At 69.4% G+C, this 16,273-nt stretch carries 18 protein-coding genes; 9 read left to right on the top strand and 9 right to left on the bottom strand.

What is annotated here, in order from left to right; translation table 11 throughout:
- Positions 1 to 14: 14 nt before the first annotated feature.
- The 3 genes from AC3WRN_RS14465 to AC3WRN_RS14455 form a co-directional block, all read right to left on the bottom strand.
- Entirely contained in the window at positions 15 to 836 is an 822-nt protein-coding gene (locus tag AC3WRN_RS14465; RefSeq protein ID WP_492623488.1) for an SAM-dependent methyltransferase, read from the bottom strand.
- 66 nt (positions 837 to 902) lie between these two features.
- Positions 903 to 1,679, bottom strand: coding sequence for a slipin family protein (locus AC3WRN_RS14460; RefSeq protein WP_492623487.1), 777 nt, complete (start codon positions 1,677 to 1,679; stop codon positions 903 to 905).
- A gap of 167 nt (positions 1,680 to 1,846) precedes the next feature.
- Complete coding sequence (locus tag AC3WRN_RS14455) at positions 1,847 to 3,235, bottom strand: NfeD family protein (RefSeq protein ID WP_492623486.1); 1,389 nt, start codon at positions 3,233 to 3,235, stop codon at positions 1,847 to 1,849.
- Positions 3,236 to 3,387: 152 nt separating this feature from the next.
- Here AC3WRN_RS14455 and AC3WRN_RS14450 point away from each other — a divergent pair, with 152 nt between their 5' ends.
- Positions 3,388 to 3,843, top strand: coding sequence for a cupin domain-containing protein (locus AC3WRN_RS14450; RefSeq protein ID WP_492623485.1), 456 nt, complete (start codon positions 3,388 to 3,390; stop codon positions 3,841 to 3,843).
- 7 nt (positions 3,844 to 3,850) lie between these two features.
- On the opposite strand, the gene thpR is transcribed toward AC3WRN_RS14450, so the two are convergent.
- Positions 3,851 to 4,450, bottom strand: coding sequence for an RNA 2',3'-cyclic phosphodiesterase (gene thpR / locus AC3WRN_RS14445; RefSeq protein WP_492623484.1), 600 nt, complete (start codon positions 4,448 to 4,450; stop codon positions 3,851 to 3,853).
- Between the two features lie 65 nt (positions 4,451 to 4,515).
- A complete protein-coding gene (locus AC3WRN_RS14440; RefSeq protein WP_492623483.1) occupies positions 4,516 to 5,349 on the bottom strand; it encodes a DUF3014 domain-containing protein in 834 nt (277 codons plus the stop codon).
- A gap of 280 nt (positions 5,350 to 5,629) precedes the next feature.
- Between AC3WRN_RS14440 and AC3WRN_RS14435 the strand changes: the two genes are divergently transcribed.
- Positions 5,630 to 6,127, top strand: coding sequence for a hypothetical protein (locus tag AC3WRN_RS14435; RefSeq protein ID WP_068095991.1), 498 nt, complete (start codon positions 5,630 to 5,632; stop codon positions 6,125 to 6,127).
- A gap of 281 nt (positions 6,128 to 6,408) precedes the next feature.
- On the opposite strand, the gene AC3WRN_RS14430 is transcribed toward AC3WRN_RS14435, so the two are convergent.
- Both AC3WRN_RS14430 and AC3WRN_RS14425 read right to left on the bottom strand, forming a co-directional pair.
- A complete protein-coding gene (locus AC3WRN_RS14430; protein WP_492623482.1) occupies positions 6,409 to 7,170 on the bottom strand; it encodes an ABC transporter permease in 762 nt (253 codons plus the stop codon).
- Positions 7,167 to 8,093, bottom strand: a complete 927-nt coding sequence (locus tag AC3WRN_RS14425) for an ABC transporter ATP-binding protein (protein WP_492623481.1) — start codon at positions 8,091 to 8,093, stop codon at positions 7,167 to 7,169. Before AC3WRN_RS14425 ends, AC3WRN_RS14430 begins: the two co-directional genes overlap by 4 nt.
- A gap of 136 nt (positions 8,094 to 8,229) precedes the next feature.
- Here AC3WRN_RS14425 and AC3WRN_RS14420 point away from each other — a divergent pair, with 136 nt between their 5' ends.
- The 3 genes from AC3WRN_RS14420 to AC3WRN_RS14410 all read left to right on the top strand — a co-directional run bounded on the left by AC3WRN_RS14420 (position 8,230) and on the right by AC3WRN_RS14410 (position 11,953).
- On the top strand, positions 8,230 to 9,870 hold the full coding sequence (locus AC3WRN_RS14420) for a Na+/H+ antiporter (protein WP_492623480.1): 1,641 nt from the start codon (positions 8,230 to 8,232) through the stop codon (positions 9,868 to 9,870).
- Between the two features lie 75 nt (positions 9,871 to 9,945).
- On the top strand, positions 9,946 to 10,479 hold the full coding sequence (locus AC3WRN_RS14415) for a lipocalin family protein (protein ID WP_492623479.1): 534 nt from the start codon (positions 9,946 to 9,948) through the stop codon (positions 10,477 to 10,479).
- 148 nt (positions 10,480 to 10,627) lie between these two features.
- A complete protein-coding gene (locus tag AC3WRN_RS14410) occupies positions 10,628 to 11,953 on the top strand; it encodes a diguanylate cyclase domain-containing protein (protein WP_492623478.1) in 1,326 nt (441 codons plus the stop codon).
- 9 nt (positions 11,954 to 11,962) lie between these two features.
- Here AC3WRN_RS14410 and AC3WRN_RS14405 read toward each other — a convergent pair whose 3' ends face one another.
- A complete protein-coding gene (locus tag AC3WRN_RS14405; RefSeq protein ID WP_068096025.1) occupies positions 11,963 to 12,307 on the bottom strand; it encodes a zinc ribbon domain-containing protein YjdM in 345 nt (114 codons plus the stop codon).
- Between the two features lie 114 nt (positions 12,308 to 12,421).
- Between AC3WRN_RS14405 and AC3WRN_RS14400 the strand changes: the two genes are divergently transcribed.
- From AC3WRN_RS14400 to AC3WRN_RS14385, 4 genes are all read left to right on the top strand, one after another.
- Positions 12,422 to 12,787 carry a VOC family protein gene (locus AC3WRN_RS14400; RefSeq protein ID WP_068095979.1) on the top strand — a complete coding sequence of 122 codons (366 nt, stop codon included), beginning with the start codon at positions 12,422 to 12,424 and terminating at the stop codon, positions 12,785 to 12,787.
- Positions 12,788 to 12,853: 66 nt separating this feature from the next.
- The gene (locus AC3WRN_RS14395) at positions 12,854 to 13,408 is read left to right on the top strand and encodes a protein tyrosine phosphatase family protein (RefSeq protein ID WP_492623477.1); all 555 of its coding nucleotides are present in this window, start codon (positions 12,854 to 12,856) and stop codon (positions 13,406 to 13,408) included.
- A 65-nt stretch (positions 13,409 to 13,473) separates the two neighbouring features.
- The gene (locus tag AC3WRN_RS14390) at positions 13,474 to 14,436 is read left to right on the top strand and encodes a DMT family transporter (protein ID WP_492623476.1); all 963 of its coding nucleotides are present in this window, start codon (positions 13,474 to 13,476) and stop codon (positions 14,434 to 14,436) included.
- Positions 14,437 to 14,538: 102 nt separating this feature from the next.
- Positions 14,539 to 15,792, top strand: a complete 1,254-nt coding sequence (locus AC3WRN_RS14385) for a hypothetical protein (RefSeq protein ID WP_492623475.1) — start codon at positions 14,539 to 14,541, stop codon at positions 15,790 to 15,792.
- A 30-nt stretch (positions 15,793 to 15,822) separates the two neighbouring features.
- Here the strand turns inward: AC3WRN_RS14385 and AC3WRN_RS14380 are convergent, their stop codons facing one another.
- Positions 15,823 to 16,089: a DksA/TraR family C4-type zinc finger protein gene (locus AC3WRN_RS14380; protein ID WP_492623474.1), complete on the bottom strand. Its 267-nt coding sequence runs from the start codon at positions 16,087 to 16,089 to the stop codon at positions 15,823 to 15,825.
- Positions 16,090 to 16,273 lie beyond the last annotated feature (184 nt).

The raw sequence follows: 16,273 nt of genomic DNA, 5'->3' as shown, positions 1-16,273 counted from the left end.
GCTTGCCTACCCGTTCACAGAATGCCCAATTCCGGCCTGATTTCCGCCTTGTCCAGCGCATCTAGCCGCGCGCGCATTTCCGCGTCGGGCTGCAGCGGTCCAGCCGGCGGCAGCACCACCGTGTCTTCCATGCCGATTTCCGTCGGTGGCAGGTCGCCCAACCGGAGCCGCCGGATTCGCGGCGGCTGGATCGGCAGGGTGGCGCCGCGGTAGATGGTGATCTCGTGGTCGAGCGGGTAGTCGCGCGCCAGTACCTCGACCAGCACCTGCCGGTAGGCCGGCCCGGTGGAGAAACGGGCCAGCGACTGGTCGCCCACCAGGCCCACCTGCCACAGCACCAGGTAGGCGGTCGGGTCGATCCGGCGCCGGTAGAACAGCAGCTGGCTGGCCTCGAAGTGCTGGCAGCCGTAGCGGCCGGGGTCGATGCCGAGATCCGCGTAGAGGCAGTCCTCGGCGGAAATGCCCGGCTCCATGTGCGCGGCATAGCCTTCGCTGCGGGCCACCTCGATCGACTTGTGCGGTGCCCAGGCGAACACGCCGGGATGGCCGTAGAACACCCCGCACACCCGCTTGCCCGCACGCACCTCGGTGAGGATGGCCTCGACCATCTCGCGATAGGTCTGCATGCGCGACTTGCCCTCGCGGTAGTACGGCTGCAGGCTGCGCACGTCCGCATGCATCTTGTTCAGCCACAGCTCGACGATGCCGTCGGAGAGCCCGGCGAACACCACGTCCGCCTGTTCGATGTGGCTGCGTGCCAGCGGGCCGAGGTGCGAGCCCAGGGTCATGCCGAGGCCCACGCAAACCAGGCTTCCGGGTGAACGTGCTGCATCCATGGTGATCGCTCGTCGCGGCAAGGGGGTGAACGGCATTATTCATCGGCCCTGGACGACGGCGCCAGTTCAGCGGTCCGGGGCCGGGCCGGGCTTTGCCGGGAACGCCTCCACCAGCGGCCGGATCAGGTCCAGCGGCAGCGGGAACACGATGGTGGAGGACTTGCCGTTGTTGGACATGTCGGCCAGCGTCTGCAGGTAGCGCAGTTGCAGCGCTTGCGGCTGCTGCGACAGCATCGCGGCGGCGTCGCGCAGCTTCTCGGCGGCCTGCAACTCGCCTTCGGCATGGATCACCTTGGCGCGGCGCTCGCGCTCGGCCTCGGCCTGGCGGGCGATCGCGCGCACCATGGTCTCGTTGAGGTCGACGTCCTTGATCTCCACGTTGGCAACCTTGATCCCCCACGGGTCGGTGGCCTCGTCGAGGATGGTCTGCAAGGTGTGGTTGATCGAATCACGCTGCGACAGGATCTCGTCCAGCTCGTGCTGGCCCAGCACCGAGCGCAGCCGGGTCTGCGCCAGCTGGCTGGTCGCCTGCAGGAAGTTCTCCACCTGCAGCACCGACTTGTCCGGCTCCACCACGCGGAAGTAGACCACCGCATTCACGCGCACGGAAACGTTGTCGCGCGAGATCACGTCCTGTGGCGGCACGTCCATCACGGTCACGCGCAGGTCGACGCGGATCATCCGCTGCACGAACGGCACCAGCAGCACCAGCCCGGGCCCCTTGGTGCCGGTGTAGCGGCCCAGGGTCAGGATCACCCCGCGCTGGTACTCCGGCAGAATCTTCACCGCGGAGAACAGCAGCAGCGCGCCGAGAATGATCAGTACACCGACGAATCCGAACATGACACTCTCCCGTGAACCGAATTTTGAAGCCGCCTTCGCCGCTCCACTCCACCACGTCACCAACCCGAACATCCGAAAGTAGGGCGGGCACTGCCCGCCGCTCTCGCTCCGCCTCCTCGCATCACCGCGGGAAGCAGAAGCCGGCGGGCAATGCCCGCCCTACAAAATCACAGCGGCTCGACCCGCAACAGCAATCCCTGCCGCGACACCACGCGCACCCGCGCACCGGCCGGCAACGCGGTATCGCAGCGCACGCGCCAGCGCTCGCCGCGCACCAGCATCCAGGCCTCGCCGCCGGCGCTCACCGGCTCCAGCAGCTCGCCGGTGTCCATCAGCATCGCCGCATCGCCGGTGACCTGGTGGGCGCGGCGCGAACGGAACACCAGCCACACGATCAAGGCCAGCAATCCCGCCGCACATAGCGCGATGCCGGCGATGACGCCGAGATTGACGCCATAGCCGGGCACGCCGGTATTCATCAGCATCACCGAACCCACCACGAACGACACCAGTCCACCGGCGCCGAACGCACCCACGCTGGGATTGGCCGCCTCGGCCACCAGCAGGCCGACCCCCAGCGCCATCAGCGCCAGCCCGGCGTAGTTCACCGGCAGCAGTTGCAATGCGTACAGGCCCACCAGCAGGCAGATGCCGCCGGCGATGCCCGGCAGCATCGCGCCGGGATGCATCGCTTCCAGCAGCAAGCCGAAGATGCCGGCCAGCAGCAACAGATAAGCGATGGTGGGATTGGTGATGATCGCCAGGAAACGCGTGCGCGCACCGGGCGCATACTCGTGCACGGACGCGCCCTTGAGCCGCAGCGTGACGTCGCGATCGCGTACCTGCACCTTGCGCCCGTCCGCCTTGGCCAGCAGGTCGGCCACGTCCGCCGCCACGAAGTCGATCACATGCTGCTGGGCGGCCTCGCTGGCGGTCAGCGTGGCCGCGCCGCGCACCGCCTGTTCGGCCCACTGCGCGTTGCGCCCGCGCAACTGCGCCAGCGAGCGGATGTAGGCAATCGCATCGTTCATGGCTTTGTGCGACTCGGCGTCGTCGCCCGCCGCCTGGTCTTCCGCAGCGGAACCCGCCGACGCCGGCTGCTCGCCGGTTTTCGGCAACGGCATCGGTTTGGCGCCACCCAGCTGCACCGGCGTGGCCGCGCCCAGGTGCGTGGCCGGTGCCATCGCGGCGATCTGCCCGGCATACAGGATGTACGTGCCGGCCGACGCCGCGCGGGCGCCGCCCGGGGTAACGTACACCAGCACCGGCACCTCGCTGGCCAGCATGCTGGCGATGATCTGCCGCATCGAGTCGGACAGCCCGCCGGGCGTGTCCAGCCGCAGCACGATCGCCACCGCGCCGTCGGCCACGGCGCGTTTCGATGCGTCGTCGAAGTACTCGGCGGCGGCCGGGCCGATCGGGCCGTCCAGCGTGATCTGCGCCACCATGCCAGGGGCTGCCGTGCGGTCAGCAGCCACCGGTTCGGCGGCAAGCACCGCCTGCATCGGCAACGTGCAAAGAGCCGCCATCCAGGCCAACCACAGCCAACGCCTCATCCCACCGACCTCCGCAAGACATCAGCGACGATGCCGCCACTGTAACGCGGCCGGCGTTCAAAAACCGATCAGCGGGCGGGAGCAACGCGGCGACGGCCCGCGGAGGCACAATGCCCCATCGGATGAAGCCCGGCCGCCGCGAGGAACAAACCATGCCGAAAATCGATGTCGCCAAGGTCCCCGAACGCCAGGGCTCGGACTATCCGGCGCCTTACGGGAAGCCCGTCAGCGGGCGCATCCGGCAGGCGCTGGGCCGTGCCGGCGGGCTGACCGATTTCGGCGTCAACCTGGTGCATCTGCCGCCCGGCGCGTGGTCGAGCCAGCGCCACTGGCACAGCCACGAGGAGGAATTCGTCTACGTGCTGACCGGCGAACTGACCCTGGTCACCGGAGCCGGCGAGCAGTTGCTGCGCGCCGGCGATGCCACGGCCTTCCCGAAAAACCTCCCCGACGGCCACCACCTGATCAACCGCGGCGAAGCAACAGCCGTCTATCTCGACATCGGCACCCGCCGCGACGACGACACCTGCCATTACTCCGACATCGACCTGCACCTGGAACCCGGCGCCGATCACTACTCGCACAAGGACAGGACGCCCTACGCCTGAGAGCGCCCTACGCCACCGCCTGCAGCGGCCATTCCGCCAGCACCTGGTAGTCCGCCTGGCCGACCACGCTGTGGACCAGCGCGAGCCGTTCGACCTGCCATGCCACGGGTTCGACCGGGGTGGCATCCAGCAACACGCCATGGCTGTAGGCGACCGTGACATGCGGCGTGAAGTGGCGTGCGACATGGCGGCCCTGCCCGGCCAGCACCAGCGCTTGGCGCAGATCCTGCCATAGCTGTTGCAGCGGCCCGGGCACACTCGGACTGCGCAGGACGCACGGCGGTTGTCGGCCATGGAAACTGGCCGCCTCGTGCAGCACCCACTCGAACGGCGCCATGCGCAGCTTGCCTGCGGCGGCCACGGCAGCGGTGACCACGTCCTGCCGCAGCAGCGCGTGGTCGCCGAGGAAATGCAGCGTGGCGTGGTAACGCGCCGGGTTCACCCAGCGTGCGTACAGGCCGGGATGGCTGGCCTTGAGCGCGGCCGCCGCCTGCGCCAGCCGTGCACGCGTCGCCGCATCCGGCAGCAGGGCGAAGAACAGCCGGTGCAGCCGGGCCGCTTCGGCCCCGGTGCTGCCGAACAGGTCGGCCTGGGGTGGGGCGGGCATGTTCAATTCCATCGTCATCGGCTGCCTGCACGGCGTGCGCGGCCCGAGCGTGGGCCGCCCGCCCCTCAGTGCGTCGACGTGCCGGGCAGCGCCTGCCCGATCAGCAGGTCGCGGATCGCGCGCAGCCGGGCCTTGATCCGCGCCTCGTCGGCGGGGCCGCTGCGCAGCAGCAGCTTCTGCCCCGTCGACAGCGATTCCAGCGCAGGATCAGCGTACACGTAGTACACGTCCGAGCGCCGCAGCGCCGGCGGCTCGGCTGGCTCCGGCGCGGCCAGCATGTCGTCGATCGCCACGATCAGGCGGTCGTTGAAATAGCCCCTTGGGTAGCCCAGCTGCCGGTAGGCCTGCTGGAACAGCGGATAGGCGTGAACGTACCAGGCCACCAGCGCCTGCGGATCGACCGCATCCACCACCCGCATGTACGGCGCGTGACGCGCCGCGTTGGCGGCACCGAGCACGCTGGCGCCGCCGGCCTGGTCGACCGCGAACGCGCCCTTCGGCGGCTGCACCGGCAGGGTGAACTGGCCCAGCCCGTCGTGGCGCGGCAGCGCGTCGACGGTGGTGACGATGCGCGTGACCAGCTGCCGGCCTACCAGCAGCGAGGAGAGGTCGCTGCCGCCGGCCAGCGCAATCAGCGCCGCGGCCACGCTGGCGTCGCTGTCGTCCAGCGCGGGCAAGGCGGCGGTCGAGGCCGCGGCCGGCACGGCCTGTCCGATCGGATGGCGGATCGCCGAGGTCGCCGGCGCGGGCGACGAAGCCGAGGCCGACGCTGCCGGCGCGGCGGGCGACGGTGCGGCGGCCTGCATGGCCTTGCGCGCCAGATACACCCCCGCGGCCACCAGGGCCGCCACCACGATGATCGCCACGATCCAGCTGCCTGTCGCCGTCTGCTTGCCCACGGTCCACTCCCGATGCGCGTCGAATACCCGTGATGGACTCGCCTGCGCGCGATTCGTTCCGCGCGCCGCGGCCCCGTCGCGCCACCGTAGCAGGTGCGACGCCACCGCCGCCGCGATCCACGCGGCGATTCGCCTCGCTCCGGCGATAACAACCCGGTCACGCGCCGGCAACGTCGCGGCGACTAAAGCATGGGGCGTGCAATTCCGCCCGACCCGCGCGGCCTCGGGCCGACCGGCACCGGCCGCACGGCGGGCGCCACGCCGGATGGAGGGCCGCGCCATGAAAACCCGATGCGTCTTCAGCACCCCCGACCTGACCGCCGCGCGCACCGCCATGGCGGCGGCGCGGGCCGCCGGCATCGACGACCGCGACATCTCGCTGGTGGCCCGCGAGGACATCGAGCTGGAAAGGATTCCCGACCACCTGATGCTGGGCCGCAACGATTTCTATCCTGCCGCCGTGCGCGGCGGCGTCTGCGGCGGCGGCACCGGCCTGCTGCTGGGGCTGATCGCGGTCGCCGTGCCGCCGCTGGGCGTAACGCTGGCCGGCGCCGCGGCGATGACCATCGCCGGCGCGGCGTTCGGCACCTGCATCGGCGAGATCGTCGGCTTCGAAGTGCCGGATGCGGTCAGCCGCAAGTTCAGGGACGAGATCGCGGCAGGACGCATCCTGGTGGTGATCGACGCCAGCAGGGAGCGGCTCGACGCGGCCGAACCGGCGGTGGCGCGCACCGGCGCCACGCCGCTGCCGTTCCACGCGCATACCGCGCTGACCTAGGGATGCCCTGATCTATCCAGCGCAGGCGGCATGATATCCAGGAGGCTCGCAGGTCGCAGGCAAGGCTGGCCGCCTTGGCAAGCCGCGCGCTGTCGCCTGCGGGCCTTCCGGATATCACCCCATCATTGTGTTTCAAGCTATGGGGCCGGCCCTGTCTGTCCGCACCTCCGCGGCGCGCCTCCTTGACAGGCGGACGCCTGCCTTCGTCAGCGCACCACGAATCTGCGAACAGACAGGGCCGGTGACGCCTGCGCTGGATAGATCAGGGCATCCCTACCCGCTCAGGCCTTCAACCGGTATCCGCTGCGGAAGATCCACCACACCACGGCAAGGCAGATCGCGAGGAACACCGCGGTCATCCCCACGCTGACGCCCACGCCGACGTCGGACACGCCGTAGAAGCTCCAGCGGAAGCCGCTGATCAGGTAGACCACCGGGTTGAACAGGGTGACCTTCTGCCAGAACGGCGGCAGCATGCGGATCGAGTAGAAGCTGCCGCCGAGGAAGGTCAGCGGCGTCACCACCAGCAGCGGCACCAGCTGCAGCTTCTCGAAGTTGTCCGCCCAGATGCCGATGATGAAGCCGAACAGGCTGAAGGTGACCGCGGTGAGCAGCAGGAACGCCAGCATCCACAGCGGATGCTCGATCTGGAACGGCACGAACAGCCGCGCGGTGGCCAGGATGATCAGGCCCAGGATGATCGACTTGCTCGCCGCCGCGCCCACGTAGCCGGCGACGATCTCGAACGGCGACACCGGCGCCGAGAGGATCTCGTAGATGGTGCCCACGAACTTCGGGAAGTAGATGCCGAACGAGGCGTTGGAGATGCTCTGCGTCAGCAGCGACAGCATGATCAGCCCCGGCACGATGAAGGCGCCGTAGCTGACCCCGTCGATCCCGTTCATGTGCGAGCCGATCGCCGCGCCGAACACCACGAAGTACAGCGAGGTGGAGATCACCGGCGAGACGATGCTCTGCAGCAGGGTGCGCCAGGTGCGCGCCATCTCGAAGCGGTAGATCGCGCGGATCGCATGGATGTTCATGCGCGTTCCCTCACCAGGCTGACGAAGATGTCCTCCAGCGAACTCTGGCGGGTCTGCAGGTCCTTGAAATCGATGCCCGCCTCGCCGAGCCGGCGCAGCAGCACGTCGATGCCGGTGTGCTCGCCCTGCGCATCGAAGGTGTAGACCAGTTGCTGTCCATCGGACGACAGTTTCAGCGGGTAGCCGGCCAGCGCGGCGGGAATGGTTTCCAGCGGGTTCTGCAGGTGCAGGGTCAGCTGCTTGCGGCCGAGCTTGTTCATCAGCTCGGCCTTGTCCTCGACCAGGATCAGCTCGCCCTTGTGGATCACCCCGATGCGGTCGGCCATCTCCTCGGCCTCCTCGATGTAGTGGGTGGTGAGGATGATGGTGACGCCGGTGGCGCGCAGCCCGCGCACCATCGCCCACATGTCGCGGCGCAGCTCCACGTCGACGCCGGCGGTGGGCTCGTCGAGGAACAGGATCTGCGGCTCGTGCGACAACGCCTTGGCAATCATCACGCGCCGCTTCATGCCGCCGGACAGGGTGATCAGCTTGTTGTGGCGCTTGTCCCACAGCGAGAGGTCCCGCAGCACCTTCTCGACATGCGCCGGGTTGGCGGCGCGGCCGAACAGGCCGCGGCTGAAGCTCACCGTGTTCCACACCGTCTCGAACGCGTCGGTGGTCAGCTCCTGCGGCACCAGGCCGATCTTCGCGCGCGCCGCGCGGTAGTCGCGCACCACGTCGTGGCCGTCGGCCAGCACCGTGCCCTCGCTGGGGTTGACGATGCCGCAGATGATGCTGATCAGGGTGGTCTTGCCGGCGCCGTTCGGGCCCAGCAGGGCGAAGATCTCGCCCCGGCGGATCTCCAGGTCGATCTGCCTGAGCGCCTGGAAACCCGAAGCGTAGGTCTTGCCGAGCTGCCTGACGGTGATGATCGGCTGCATGCGATCTCCTGGGGAACGGATCGGCCGCGAAGAGCGTCGATGGTATGCCATGTTGCCTTTCGCATGTCGCCGCGCCGCCACTCGACGGAACGGCAACCGTGTTGCTAAGGTCGAAAACGCGCCCTGGACCTCCCCCATGAACTCGATCGAAGTCACCCTGGCCATGTTGCTTGCCGTGGTGGGCAGCGGCTACCTGGTGCGGCTGCTGCCGTTCTCGCTGCCGCTGCCGCTGGTGCAGATCGGGTTGGGCGCAGTGATCGCCGGCGTGTTCCGGCATGGCGTGGCGCTGGACCCGGACGTCTTCTTCCTGCTGTTCCTGCCGCCGCTGCTGTTCCTTGACGGCTGGCGCATCCCCAAGGACGGCCTGTTGCGCGACCGCGGCGCGATCGTGGCGCTGGCGCTGGGGCTGGTGGTGTTCACCGTGGTCGGCGCCGGCTTCCTGATCCACTGGCTGATCCCGGCGATGCCGCTGGCGGTGGCGTTCGCGCTGGCGGCGATCGTGTCGCCGACCGACCCGGTGGCGGTGTCGTCGATCAGCGCGCGCGTGCCGATCCCGAAGCGGCTGATGCACATCCTCGAGGGCGAGTCGCTGCTCAACGACGCGACCGGCCTGGTCTGCTTCCGCTTCGCCGTGGCGGCGGCGATGACCGGCGGCTTCTCGCTGTTGTCCGCATCGTTGACCTTCCTGTGGGTGGCGCTGGCCGGGCTCGGCGTGGGCGTGCTGTTCACCGTGGCGGTGAGCTTCGCGCAGCGCTGGCTGTCGCGGCACTTCGGCCAGGAGGCGGGTTCGCCGATCCTGATCAGCCTGCTGATCCCGTTCGGCGCCTACCTGCTGGCCGAGCAGGTCGCCGCCTCGGGCATCCTCGCCGCGGTCGCGGCGGGCATCACCATGAGCTATGTCGAACTCAGCGGCCGCCTGCTGGCCACCACGCGGGTGCAGCGCGCGGCGGTATGGAACACCGTGCAGTTCGCCCTGAACGGCATCATGTTCGTGCTGCTGGGTGAACAGCTGCCCGCCAGCCTGCAGGGCGCGATGGCGTCGGTGGCGCAGAGCGGCCATCGCAACCCGTGGTGGCTGCTGGTGTACGCGCTGGCGATCAACGTGGGCCTGGCGCTGCTGCGCCTCGCCTGGGTCTGGGTCTCGCTGCGGCTCAACGTGCTGAAGGCGCATCATCGCGGCACCCAGGCGGCCCGGCCGCACTGGCGACTGCTGCTGGCTACGTCGCTGGCCGGCGTGCGCGGCGCGATCACTCTGGCCGGCGTGATGACGCTGCCGTTGCTGCTGCCCGGCGGCACGCCCTTCCCCGCGCGCGAGCTGGCGGTGTTCCTCGCCGCCGCGGTGATCCTGCTGTCGCTGCTGGCCGCCAGCATCGGCCTGCCGCCGCTGCTGAAAGGCCTGGAACTGCCGCCGGAGCCGGCCGCGCAGCGGGAGGAAAACCTGGCGCGCCGCACCGCCGCCACGGCCGCGATCGCCGCCGTGGAGAAGGCCCGGCGCGGGTTGCTGGACGAGGCCCCGGCCGGCGACGTCGATACCTACGCCAGCGCGGCCACCCGGGTGATCGCGCTGTACCAGCACTGGCTGGACGAGGACGCCTCCGGCGAGGACGAGGCGCGGCAACTGCGCAAGGCCGACCTGGCCGAACGCGAACTGCGCCTGGCCGCGCTGCAGGGCCAGCGCGAGGCGATCTTCGAACTGGCGCGCCACCGCCGCATCTCCGATGAGGTCTCGCGCCGGCTGGTGCGCGAGATCGACCTGCAGGAAGCACGCTACCGCTGAGCGCGAGCCGCGCCCGGCGTTCACCAGCCGCCCACGCGGGCGCCGGCATGCTGCGCCGGCAGCCGGGAGAGCCGCATGTTCCGCCCATTGCCGACGATCGCCATGTGGCTGGCCGCCCTGCCGCTGCTCGCGGCCACCTTGCCCAACCGCCCGGTAGCCACGCTCGACCTGGCCCGCTACAGCGGCAGATGGCACGAGATCGCGCACCTGCCGATGTACTTCGAGCGCAGGTGCCTGGACGCCGTCACCGCCACCTATACGCCGAACCCCGACGGCACCGTCGGTATCCACAATACCTGCCGCACCGACAAGGGCGTGATGGCGGTCGACGGCGTGGCGCGGATCAAGGGCCGCCAGCCGGCCGCGCTGGAAGTGCGTTTCGTGCCGGCCTGGCTCACCTGGCTGCCGGCGGCGTGGGCCGACTACTGGGTGATCGAGGTGGACGCGAACTACCAGTGGGCGGTGGTAGGCAGTCCCGGCCGCCGGCACCTGTGGATACTCTCGCGCCGACCCGCGCTCGACCACGGGCTGTTTGCCGCCCTCAAGGAACGCGCACGCCAGCGCGGCTACCCGGTCGACCGGCTCATCGTCACCGCCCCGCTGGATTGACCGCGGGGGCGGCTGCGTAGACATTTTCCGCGTGGAATCGGGATAGGCTGCAGCCGGTACCGCCGCCATCCCAATTGCTGCCCGGGCACGAATGAACCAACCGCTTTTCCCGCCCCCATCCGGCGGCGCCCCTCCCATCGGCCACGTGATGGATCTCCTGCTCGACGCGGTCTGCGTGGTGGATGCCGAGGGACGCTACGTGTTCGTCAGCGCCGCGTTCGAACGCATCTTCGGCTATGCGCCGGAAGAGATCATCGGCCGGCCGATGATCGAACTGGTGTATCCCGACGATCGCGAACGCACCCTGCAGGCGGCGAACGAGATCATGGCCGGCCAGCCCAAGCCGCATTTCCAGAACCGCTACGTGCGCAAGGACGGGCGGGTGATCCACATCATGTGGTCGGCGCGCTGGTCGGAGGCGGATGGGGTGCGCATCGCGGTGGCGCACGACATCACCGAGTTCAAGCGCGCCGAACAGATGCAGGTGGCGCTGCATGCGATCTCCGAAGCGGCACACTCGGCGGCGGATCTGATGACGCTGTTCCGGCACATCCACCAGATCGTCGGCAAGCTGCTGCCGGCGAACAACTTCTTCGTGGCGCTGTATGACGCGAAGAAGGACGAGCTGAGCTTCCCCTATTTCGTCGATCAATGCGACCAGGCGCCTGCGCCATGCCGGCTGGACTCGGGCACGCTCAGCGGCGAGGTGATCCGCAGCGGCCAGGCCCTGCTGCTGACGCCTGATACGCGGGCATCGGCCGAACCGGCCCGGCCGCCCGCCGGCCGCGATCTGCTAGACTGGCTGGGCGTGCCGCTCGCCGGCCAGCACGGCGTGATCGGCGCGCTGGTGGTGCAGAGCTACTCCGGCGATGTGCGCTACACCGAGCAGGACAAGGCGCTGCTGCAGTTCGTCTCCACCCAGGTCGCCGCGGCGATCGAGCGCAAGCAGACCGAAACGCGGCTGCACTACCTCGCACGGCACGACCAGCTCACCGCCCTGCCCAACCGCGAACTGTTCCACGACCGCCTGTGCGCCGCGCTGGCGGAGGCACGTCGCGACGGCCAGCGGCCAGCCGTGCTGTACCTGGACCTGGACCGGTTCAAGTCGGTCAACGACAGCTACGGCCACGACATCGGCGACCTGCTGCTTTGCGAAGCCGCCGCGCGCATCCGCCGGTGCGTGCGCGAGTCGGACACGGTCGGCCGCATCGGCGGCGACGAGTTCGTGGTGCTGCTGCCCGGCATCGGCCGGCCCGGACATGCCGCCGCGATCGCCGCCGACATCCTCGCCGCGCTGGCGCAGCCGTTCGAGCTGGGCGGCCGGCACGTGCGGATGTCGGCGAGCATCGGCATGGCCATCTACCCCGAGCACGGCGAGGACGATCGCACGCTGCTGCGGCGCGCCGACGATACGATGTATGCGGCCAAGCGGCGGGGCGGCAACTGCGCGCTGATGAGCGAGGCGCCGCCCTAGCCGGCGCCGTCAGGCCTTGCGCAGGTAGCAGGTCTTCAGCACCAGGCCCTTGATCCTGTCCGAGTTGCCCTCGATATGCTCGGCGTCGCCGTCGACCAGGCGGATGTTGCGGATCACCGTGCCCTGCTTGAGCGGGATCGACGAGCCCTTCACCTTCAGGTCCTTGATCACCGTCACCGTGTCGCCGCTGCCGAGCACGTTGCCGTTGACGTCGCGCACCACCACCGCGGCATCGGCCTCGTCCGCGGCACCCGCCACCGGCCATTCATGGCCGCAGTCGGCGCAGATCCAGCTGTCGCCGTCGGCATAGGTGTTCTCCATCGCGCACGACGGGCAAGCGGGGAAATCGGACATCGGCAGATCCTGGCGATCGTTCAAGCAGGACGGAATTATACGGGCCAGCCACCCTTCACACGACCGACATCGGTCGGCGGCTATAAACACGACGAGCCATTGCGGAGACTCGACATGAATGCCCACCAGGTTCTCGCCACGGTTGCCGCGAGCGACTTCGCAGCCTCCAGCGCCTGGTATGCCCGCCTGTTCGGGCGCGTGCCCGACAACACCCCGGGCGCCGACTGCGCGGAATGGCAGCTCGCCGACTGCACCCGGGTCCGCATACGTTCGCGGGACGGGCTGGCCGAGTCGGGCCGGCAAAGGGGCGTCGCCTCGCTGGGCATCATCGTCGATGACCTCGACGGCATCCTGCAGGATCTGCAGGGCCGGCAGATCGACGTGCCCGTACCGCAGCTGGCGACGCACTACCTGCGTTTCGCTCCGGTATGCGACCCGGACGGCAACATGGTCACCTTCGTCGAGTCGGCGACCGCCTGAGACACCGGCGCGGCGTCCGGCCCGCTTCGGGTATCGTGTCGCTTCCATCGGCTGGAGGCATCCGGAATGTTCCGCTCGCTGCTGCTGTCGCTCGCCCTCGGGCTCGCCGCCGGCGTCGCGCTCGCCGCGACACCGGCCGAGACCACCCTCGCCGGACTGTCCCACGTGGCATTCCCGGCGCCGCACCGGGTCGCCTCCGGACGCCTGCAGGCGAGCGACATCGCCACGTTGCGGCATGCCCGCATCCGGCAGGTGATCGACCTCAGCACGGACAGCGAGAAGGCGGGTTTCGACGAGGGCGCCGCCGTGCGTGCGGCCGGCATCGGCTACCGCAACCTGCCGATTCGCGGCGCCGCCGACCTCACCCGCGCCAACGTCACGCAGTTCGACCGGCTGCTGCGCGATGCCGGCGAGCGGCCGACCCTGGTGCATTGCGCCAGCGGCAACCGGGTGGGTGCGATGATCGCGCTGCGCGCCGCGCTGGTCGGCGGCCAGCCGGCCGAGGCGGCCGTCGCTGAAGGCCGCCGCTGGGGCCTGAAGAGCCTGGAACCGGCCGTGCGCGAGCGGCTGCAGGCATGGTCGAACGGCGCAATCGGCACCGCGACGCCGCCCGTGCATTGAGGTTCGGCGGCGGCAGCGCACGCACGCCGCCCGCGGCGCGGAAGCCGCGGCGCAAGTGGGGTACCATGCGCGCCTCCCCAAGTTTCCCCGGCAAGGCCCTGGACCCGACCTCCGCATCGCCGCCCGCTTCCACGCCGCTGCCGCTGCGCGCGGTGCTGCTGATGCTGGGCAGCGCCGGTTTCTTTGCGCTGATGGCGGTGACGATCCGCTTCGCCTCCGCCCAGCTGCACCCGTTCCAGATCACCTTCTTCCGCAGCACGTTCGGCGCGCTGTTCGCGCTGCCGCTGCTGCACGTGCACGGCTGGCAGCTGCTGCACACGCCGCGCTTCGGCTTCTACGTGATGCGCTGCGTGCTGGGCATGGGCGGCATGCTGGCCGGCTTCTGGGCGATCGTGAACCTGCCGCTGGCCGAGGCGGTGGCGCTGTCGTACTCCTCGCCGCTGTTCGTCACCATCGGCGCGGTATTGTTCCTCGGCGAGGTGGTGCGCCTGCGCCGCTGGAGCGCGGTGGTCGCCGGCTTCATCGGCGTGCTGGTGATCGTGCGCCCCGGCAGCGACGCATTCGCCGCCGGCAGCCTGGTCGCCCTGCTGGCGGCGGCGCTGACCGGCGCGGTGACGATCAGCATCAAGTCGCTGACCGGCAGCGAGCCAGCCGACCGCATCGTGCTGCTGACCACCCTGCTGTGGGTGCCGCTGTCGCTGCCCGCCGCGCTGGCCGTGTGGCAGTGGCCGCACGCCAATATCTGGCCGTGGCTGGTGCTCTCCGGCGCACTCGGCACCGGCGGGCACTACTGCTGGACCCGCGCGCTGCGCCTGGCCGACGCCTCGCTGCTGGCCCCGTTCAGCTACCTGCAACTGCTGATCGTGGCGGTGCTGGCCTGGTGGATCTTCGGCGAAGGCGTGGACCGCTACACCGCGGCGGGCGCGGCCATCATCATCGGCGCCAGCCTGTACATCGCCCATCGCGAGCACCAGCTGGCGCGCCAGCGACGGCAATTGCCCGTGGCGGGTGGCGAGCCGGCGGGCTGACCACGCCGTCCGATGGCGGGACGAGGTGGACACTACGGTGAGGCTTCCACCTTCGGAACTACGCATGTAGTTTCATCGGGACATGCCCGCGTGATCCAACCCATGCCGACACGATTCGCAGCCGCCCTGCTCTGCCTGTCCTCGCTGCTTGCGCCCACGGCAATCGCCACCGAGGCGGCGCAGCCGGTGACACACAACTTCTTCAATGAACTCCGGCCGCTGCCCAACGACCTGGCGCGCTACCAGTACCTGCATCGCCTGATGCCGCAACTTTCCGTCGACGACCAGATGCAGGCGCGCCAATTCCTCGCCTTCGCCGACGCCAACCTCGGTCTGTACCGGGCTGCCGTCAGCGACTTCCCGTTCACCAATGCGGCCCCTGCCGACCTGATCATGCCGACCCCGTCGCACTGGCGGGGAATCAACGCCGTGGATGCCATCGTCGGGCTTGCCGTGAACCGTCGCATCGTGATGGTCAACGAGGCCCATCACGATCCGCACACCCGTCTGCTCACGCTGGCGTTGCTGCCGCGCCTGCGCGCGCTGGGTTTCACCCATTTCGCGGCCGAGGCGCTCGACGAAAAAGACACCGGCCTGACCCGCCGCGGTTATCCACTGACGGCGAGCGGCAGCGAATACGTGCGCGAACCGCTGTACGGCGAGATCGTGCGGGAAGCGATCCGGCTCGGCTTCGTGATCGTGCCGTACGAGTCCTTCGACAAGGCGCAACAGGTCCGGGAAACCGGCCAGGCCAATAACCTGTATCGCCGCGTGTTCGTGGCCGATCCGGCGGCGCGCCTGTTCGTGCATGCGGGCTACGCACACATCGACAAGGCACCCGGCGGGCTGGGGGACGATGTCAGACCGATGGCGATGGAACTCAAGCGATTGAGCGGCTTCGATCCCCTGTCCATCGACCAGATCCGGTTCCGTGGGGTCGACCCTGCGCGCCAACCGCGAAATTACCGGCAATTGATCGCGGCATTCCATCCGACCAAGGCCATGGTTCTGCTGGGCCGCGGCGACGGCAAACCATGGAGCGCCCATCCGCAGCGTTATGACATCAGCGTGATCCTGCCATCGACCACTGACGCCCCACGCCCCAACTGGCTGCGCCGCGATCGCCAGCGCCACGCATGGCCCATCGACACCGCCCTGTGCGCCCGGGCGCGTCCCTGCGTGATCGAGGCACGGCTGACAAACGAACCGGACGACGCCACACCGGCCGACCGCTACACCTTGTTGGACATGCACGCGCAGGCTGCGCTTTATTTGCGGCCGGGCAGGTACCAAGTGCGGGCATGGGAAGCAAGCGGCAGGACACTAGGTGAGCGTCGCATCTCCATCATCCGGTGACGAGGCCCCACCACGCTCCTTGCACGGGCATCAGCGCAGTTGGCTGTCCTTGCTGCCGCGGCGGTTGTACAGGCTGGCGCTGCGCTGCTCCGCATCCTGCGCTGCCTGGCAGGCCACGCACAGGCGCACGCCGGGCACGGCCTGGCGCCGCGCTTCGGGAATCGGCGCGTCGCATTCCTCGCAATGCGCCAGGCCCGGGCCTTGGCGCAACTGCCGGCGCGCCCGCTGCACCGCGTCGTTGACGGTGGCGTCGATCTGTTCCTGCACGGCGCCGTCGCCGGCCCAACCGGTTGCCATGGCATACCTCCGCAAGACGGGAATCCGGCACCGCGCGCCCAGTGCGCACTTGTCCGCAAACCCTCGATACAAGCCAGTCTATGTCACGACTTGGGTTCGCCCCGCATCGGTTTCAAGCCGTTCCGCTGCGCCTGCCGGCCTTCTCCGGAGGCGGAGTGGCGCGGCATGAATCGAAGCGGCGGCC

The organism is Rhodanobacter sp. FW101-FHT13A11, assembly GCF_058790335.1.
The sequence above is the reverse complement of the archived record's forward strand: the minus strand, read 5'-3'. Positions and strand labels throughout refer to the sequence as shown.

Bases quoted from the DNA above. Each gene is read 5' to 3' on its own strand.
- AC3WRN_RS14465 (WP_492623488.1), bottom strand. From the start codon at position 836: ATGGATGCAGCACGTTCACCCGGAAGCCTGGTTTGCGTGGGCCTCGGC.
- AC3WRN_RS14460 (WP_492623487.1), bottom strand. From the start codon at position 1,679: ATGTTCGGATTCGTCGGTGTACTGATCATTCTCGGCGCGCTGCTGCTG.
- AC3WRN_RS14455 (WP_492623486.1), bottom strand. From the start codon at position 3,235: ATGAGGCGTTGGCTGTGGTTGGCCTGGATGGCGGCTCTTTGCACGTTG.
- AC3WRN_RS14450 (WP_492623485.1), top strand. From the start codon at position 3,388: ATGCCGAAAATCGATGTCGCCAAGGTCCCCGAACGCCAGGGCTCGGAC.
- thpR (WP_492623484.1), bottom strand. From the start codon at position 4,450: ATGCCCGCCCCACCCCAGGCCGACCTGTTCGGCAGCACCGGGGCCGAA.
- AC3WRN_RS14435 (WP_068095991.1), top strand. From the start codon at position 5,630: ATGAAAACCCGATGCGTCTTCAGCACCCCCGACCTGACCGCCGCGCGC.
- AC3WRN_RS14430 (WP_492623482.1), bottom strand. From the start codon at position 7,170: ATGAACATCCATGCGATCCGCGCGATCTACCGCTTCGAGATGGCGCGC.
- AC3WRN_RS14425 (WP_492623481.1), bottom strand. From the start codon at position 8,093: ATGCAGCCGATCATCACCGTCAGGCAGCTCGGCAAGACCTACGCTTCG.
- AC3WRN_RS14420 (WP_492623480.1), top strand. From the start codon at position 8,230: ATGAACTCGATCGAAGTCACCCTGGCCATGTTGCTTGCCGTGGTGGGC.
- AC3WRN_RS14415 (WP_492623479.1), top strand. From the start codon at position 9,946: ATGTTCCGCCCATTGCCGACGATCGCCATGTGGCTGGCCGCCCTGCCG.
- AC3WRN_RS14410 (WP_492623478.1), top strand. From the start codon at position 10,628: ATGGATCTCCTGCTCGACGCGGTCTGCGTGGTGGATGCCGAGGGACGC.
- AC3WRN_RS14405 (WP_068096025.1), bottom strand. From the start codon at position 12,307: ATGTCCGATTTCCCCGCTTGCCCGTCGTGCGCGATGGAGAACACCTAT.
- AC3WRN_RS14400 (WP_068095979.1), top strand. From the start codon at position 12,422: ATGAATGCCCACCAGGTTCTCGCCACGGTTGCCGCGAGCGACTTCGCA.
- AC3WRN_RS14395 (WP_492623477.1), top strand. From the start codon at position 12,854: ATGTTCCGCTCGCTGCTGCTGTCGCTCGCCCTCGGGCTCGCCGCCGGC.
- AC3WRN_RS14390 (WP_492623476.1), top strand. From the start codon at position 13,474: ATGCGCGCCTCCCCAAGTTTCCCCGGCAAGGCCCTGGACCCGACCTCC.
- AC3WRN_RS14385 (WP_492623475.1), top strand. From the start codon at position 14,539: ATGCCGACACGATTCGCAGCCGCCCTGCTCTGCCTGTCCTCGCTGCTT.
- AC3WRN_RS14380 (WP_492623474.1), bottom strand. From the start codon at position 16,089: ATGGCAACCGGTTGGGCCGGCGACGGCGCCGTGCAGGAACAGATCGAC.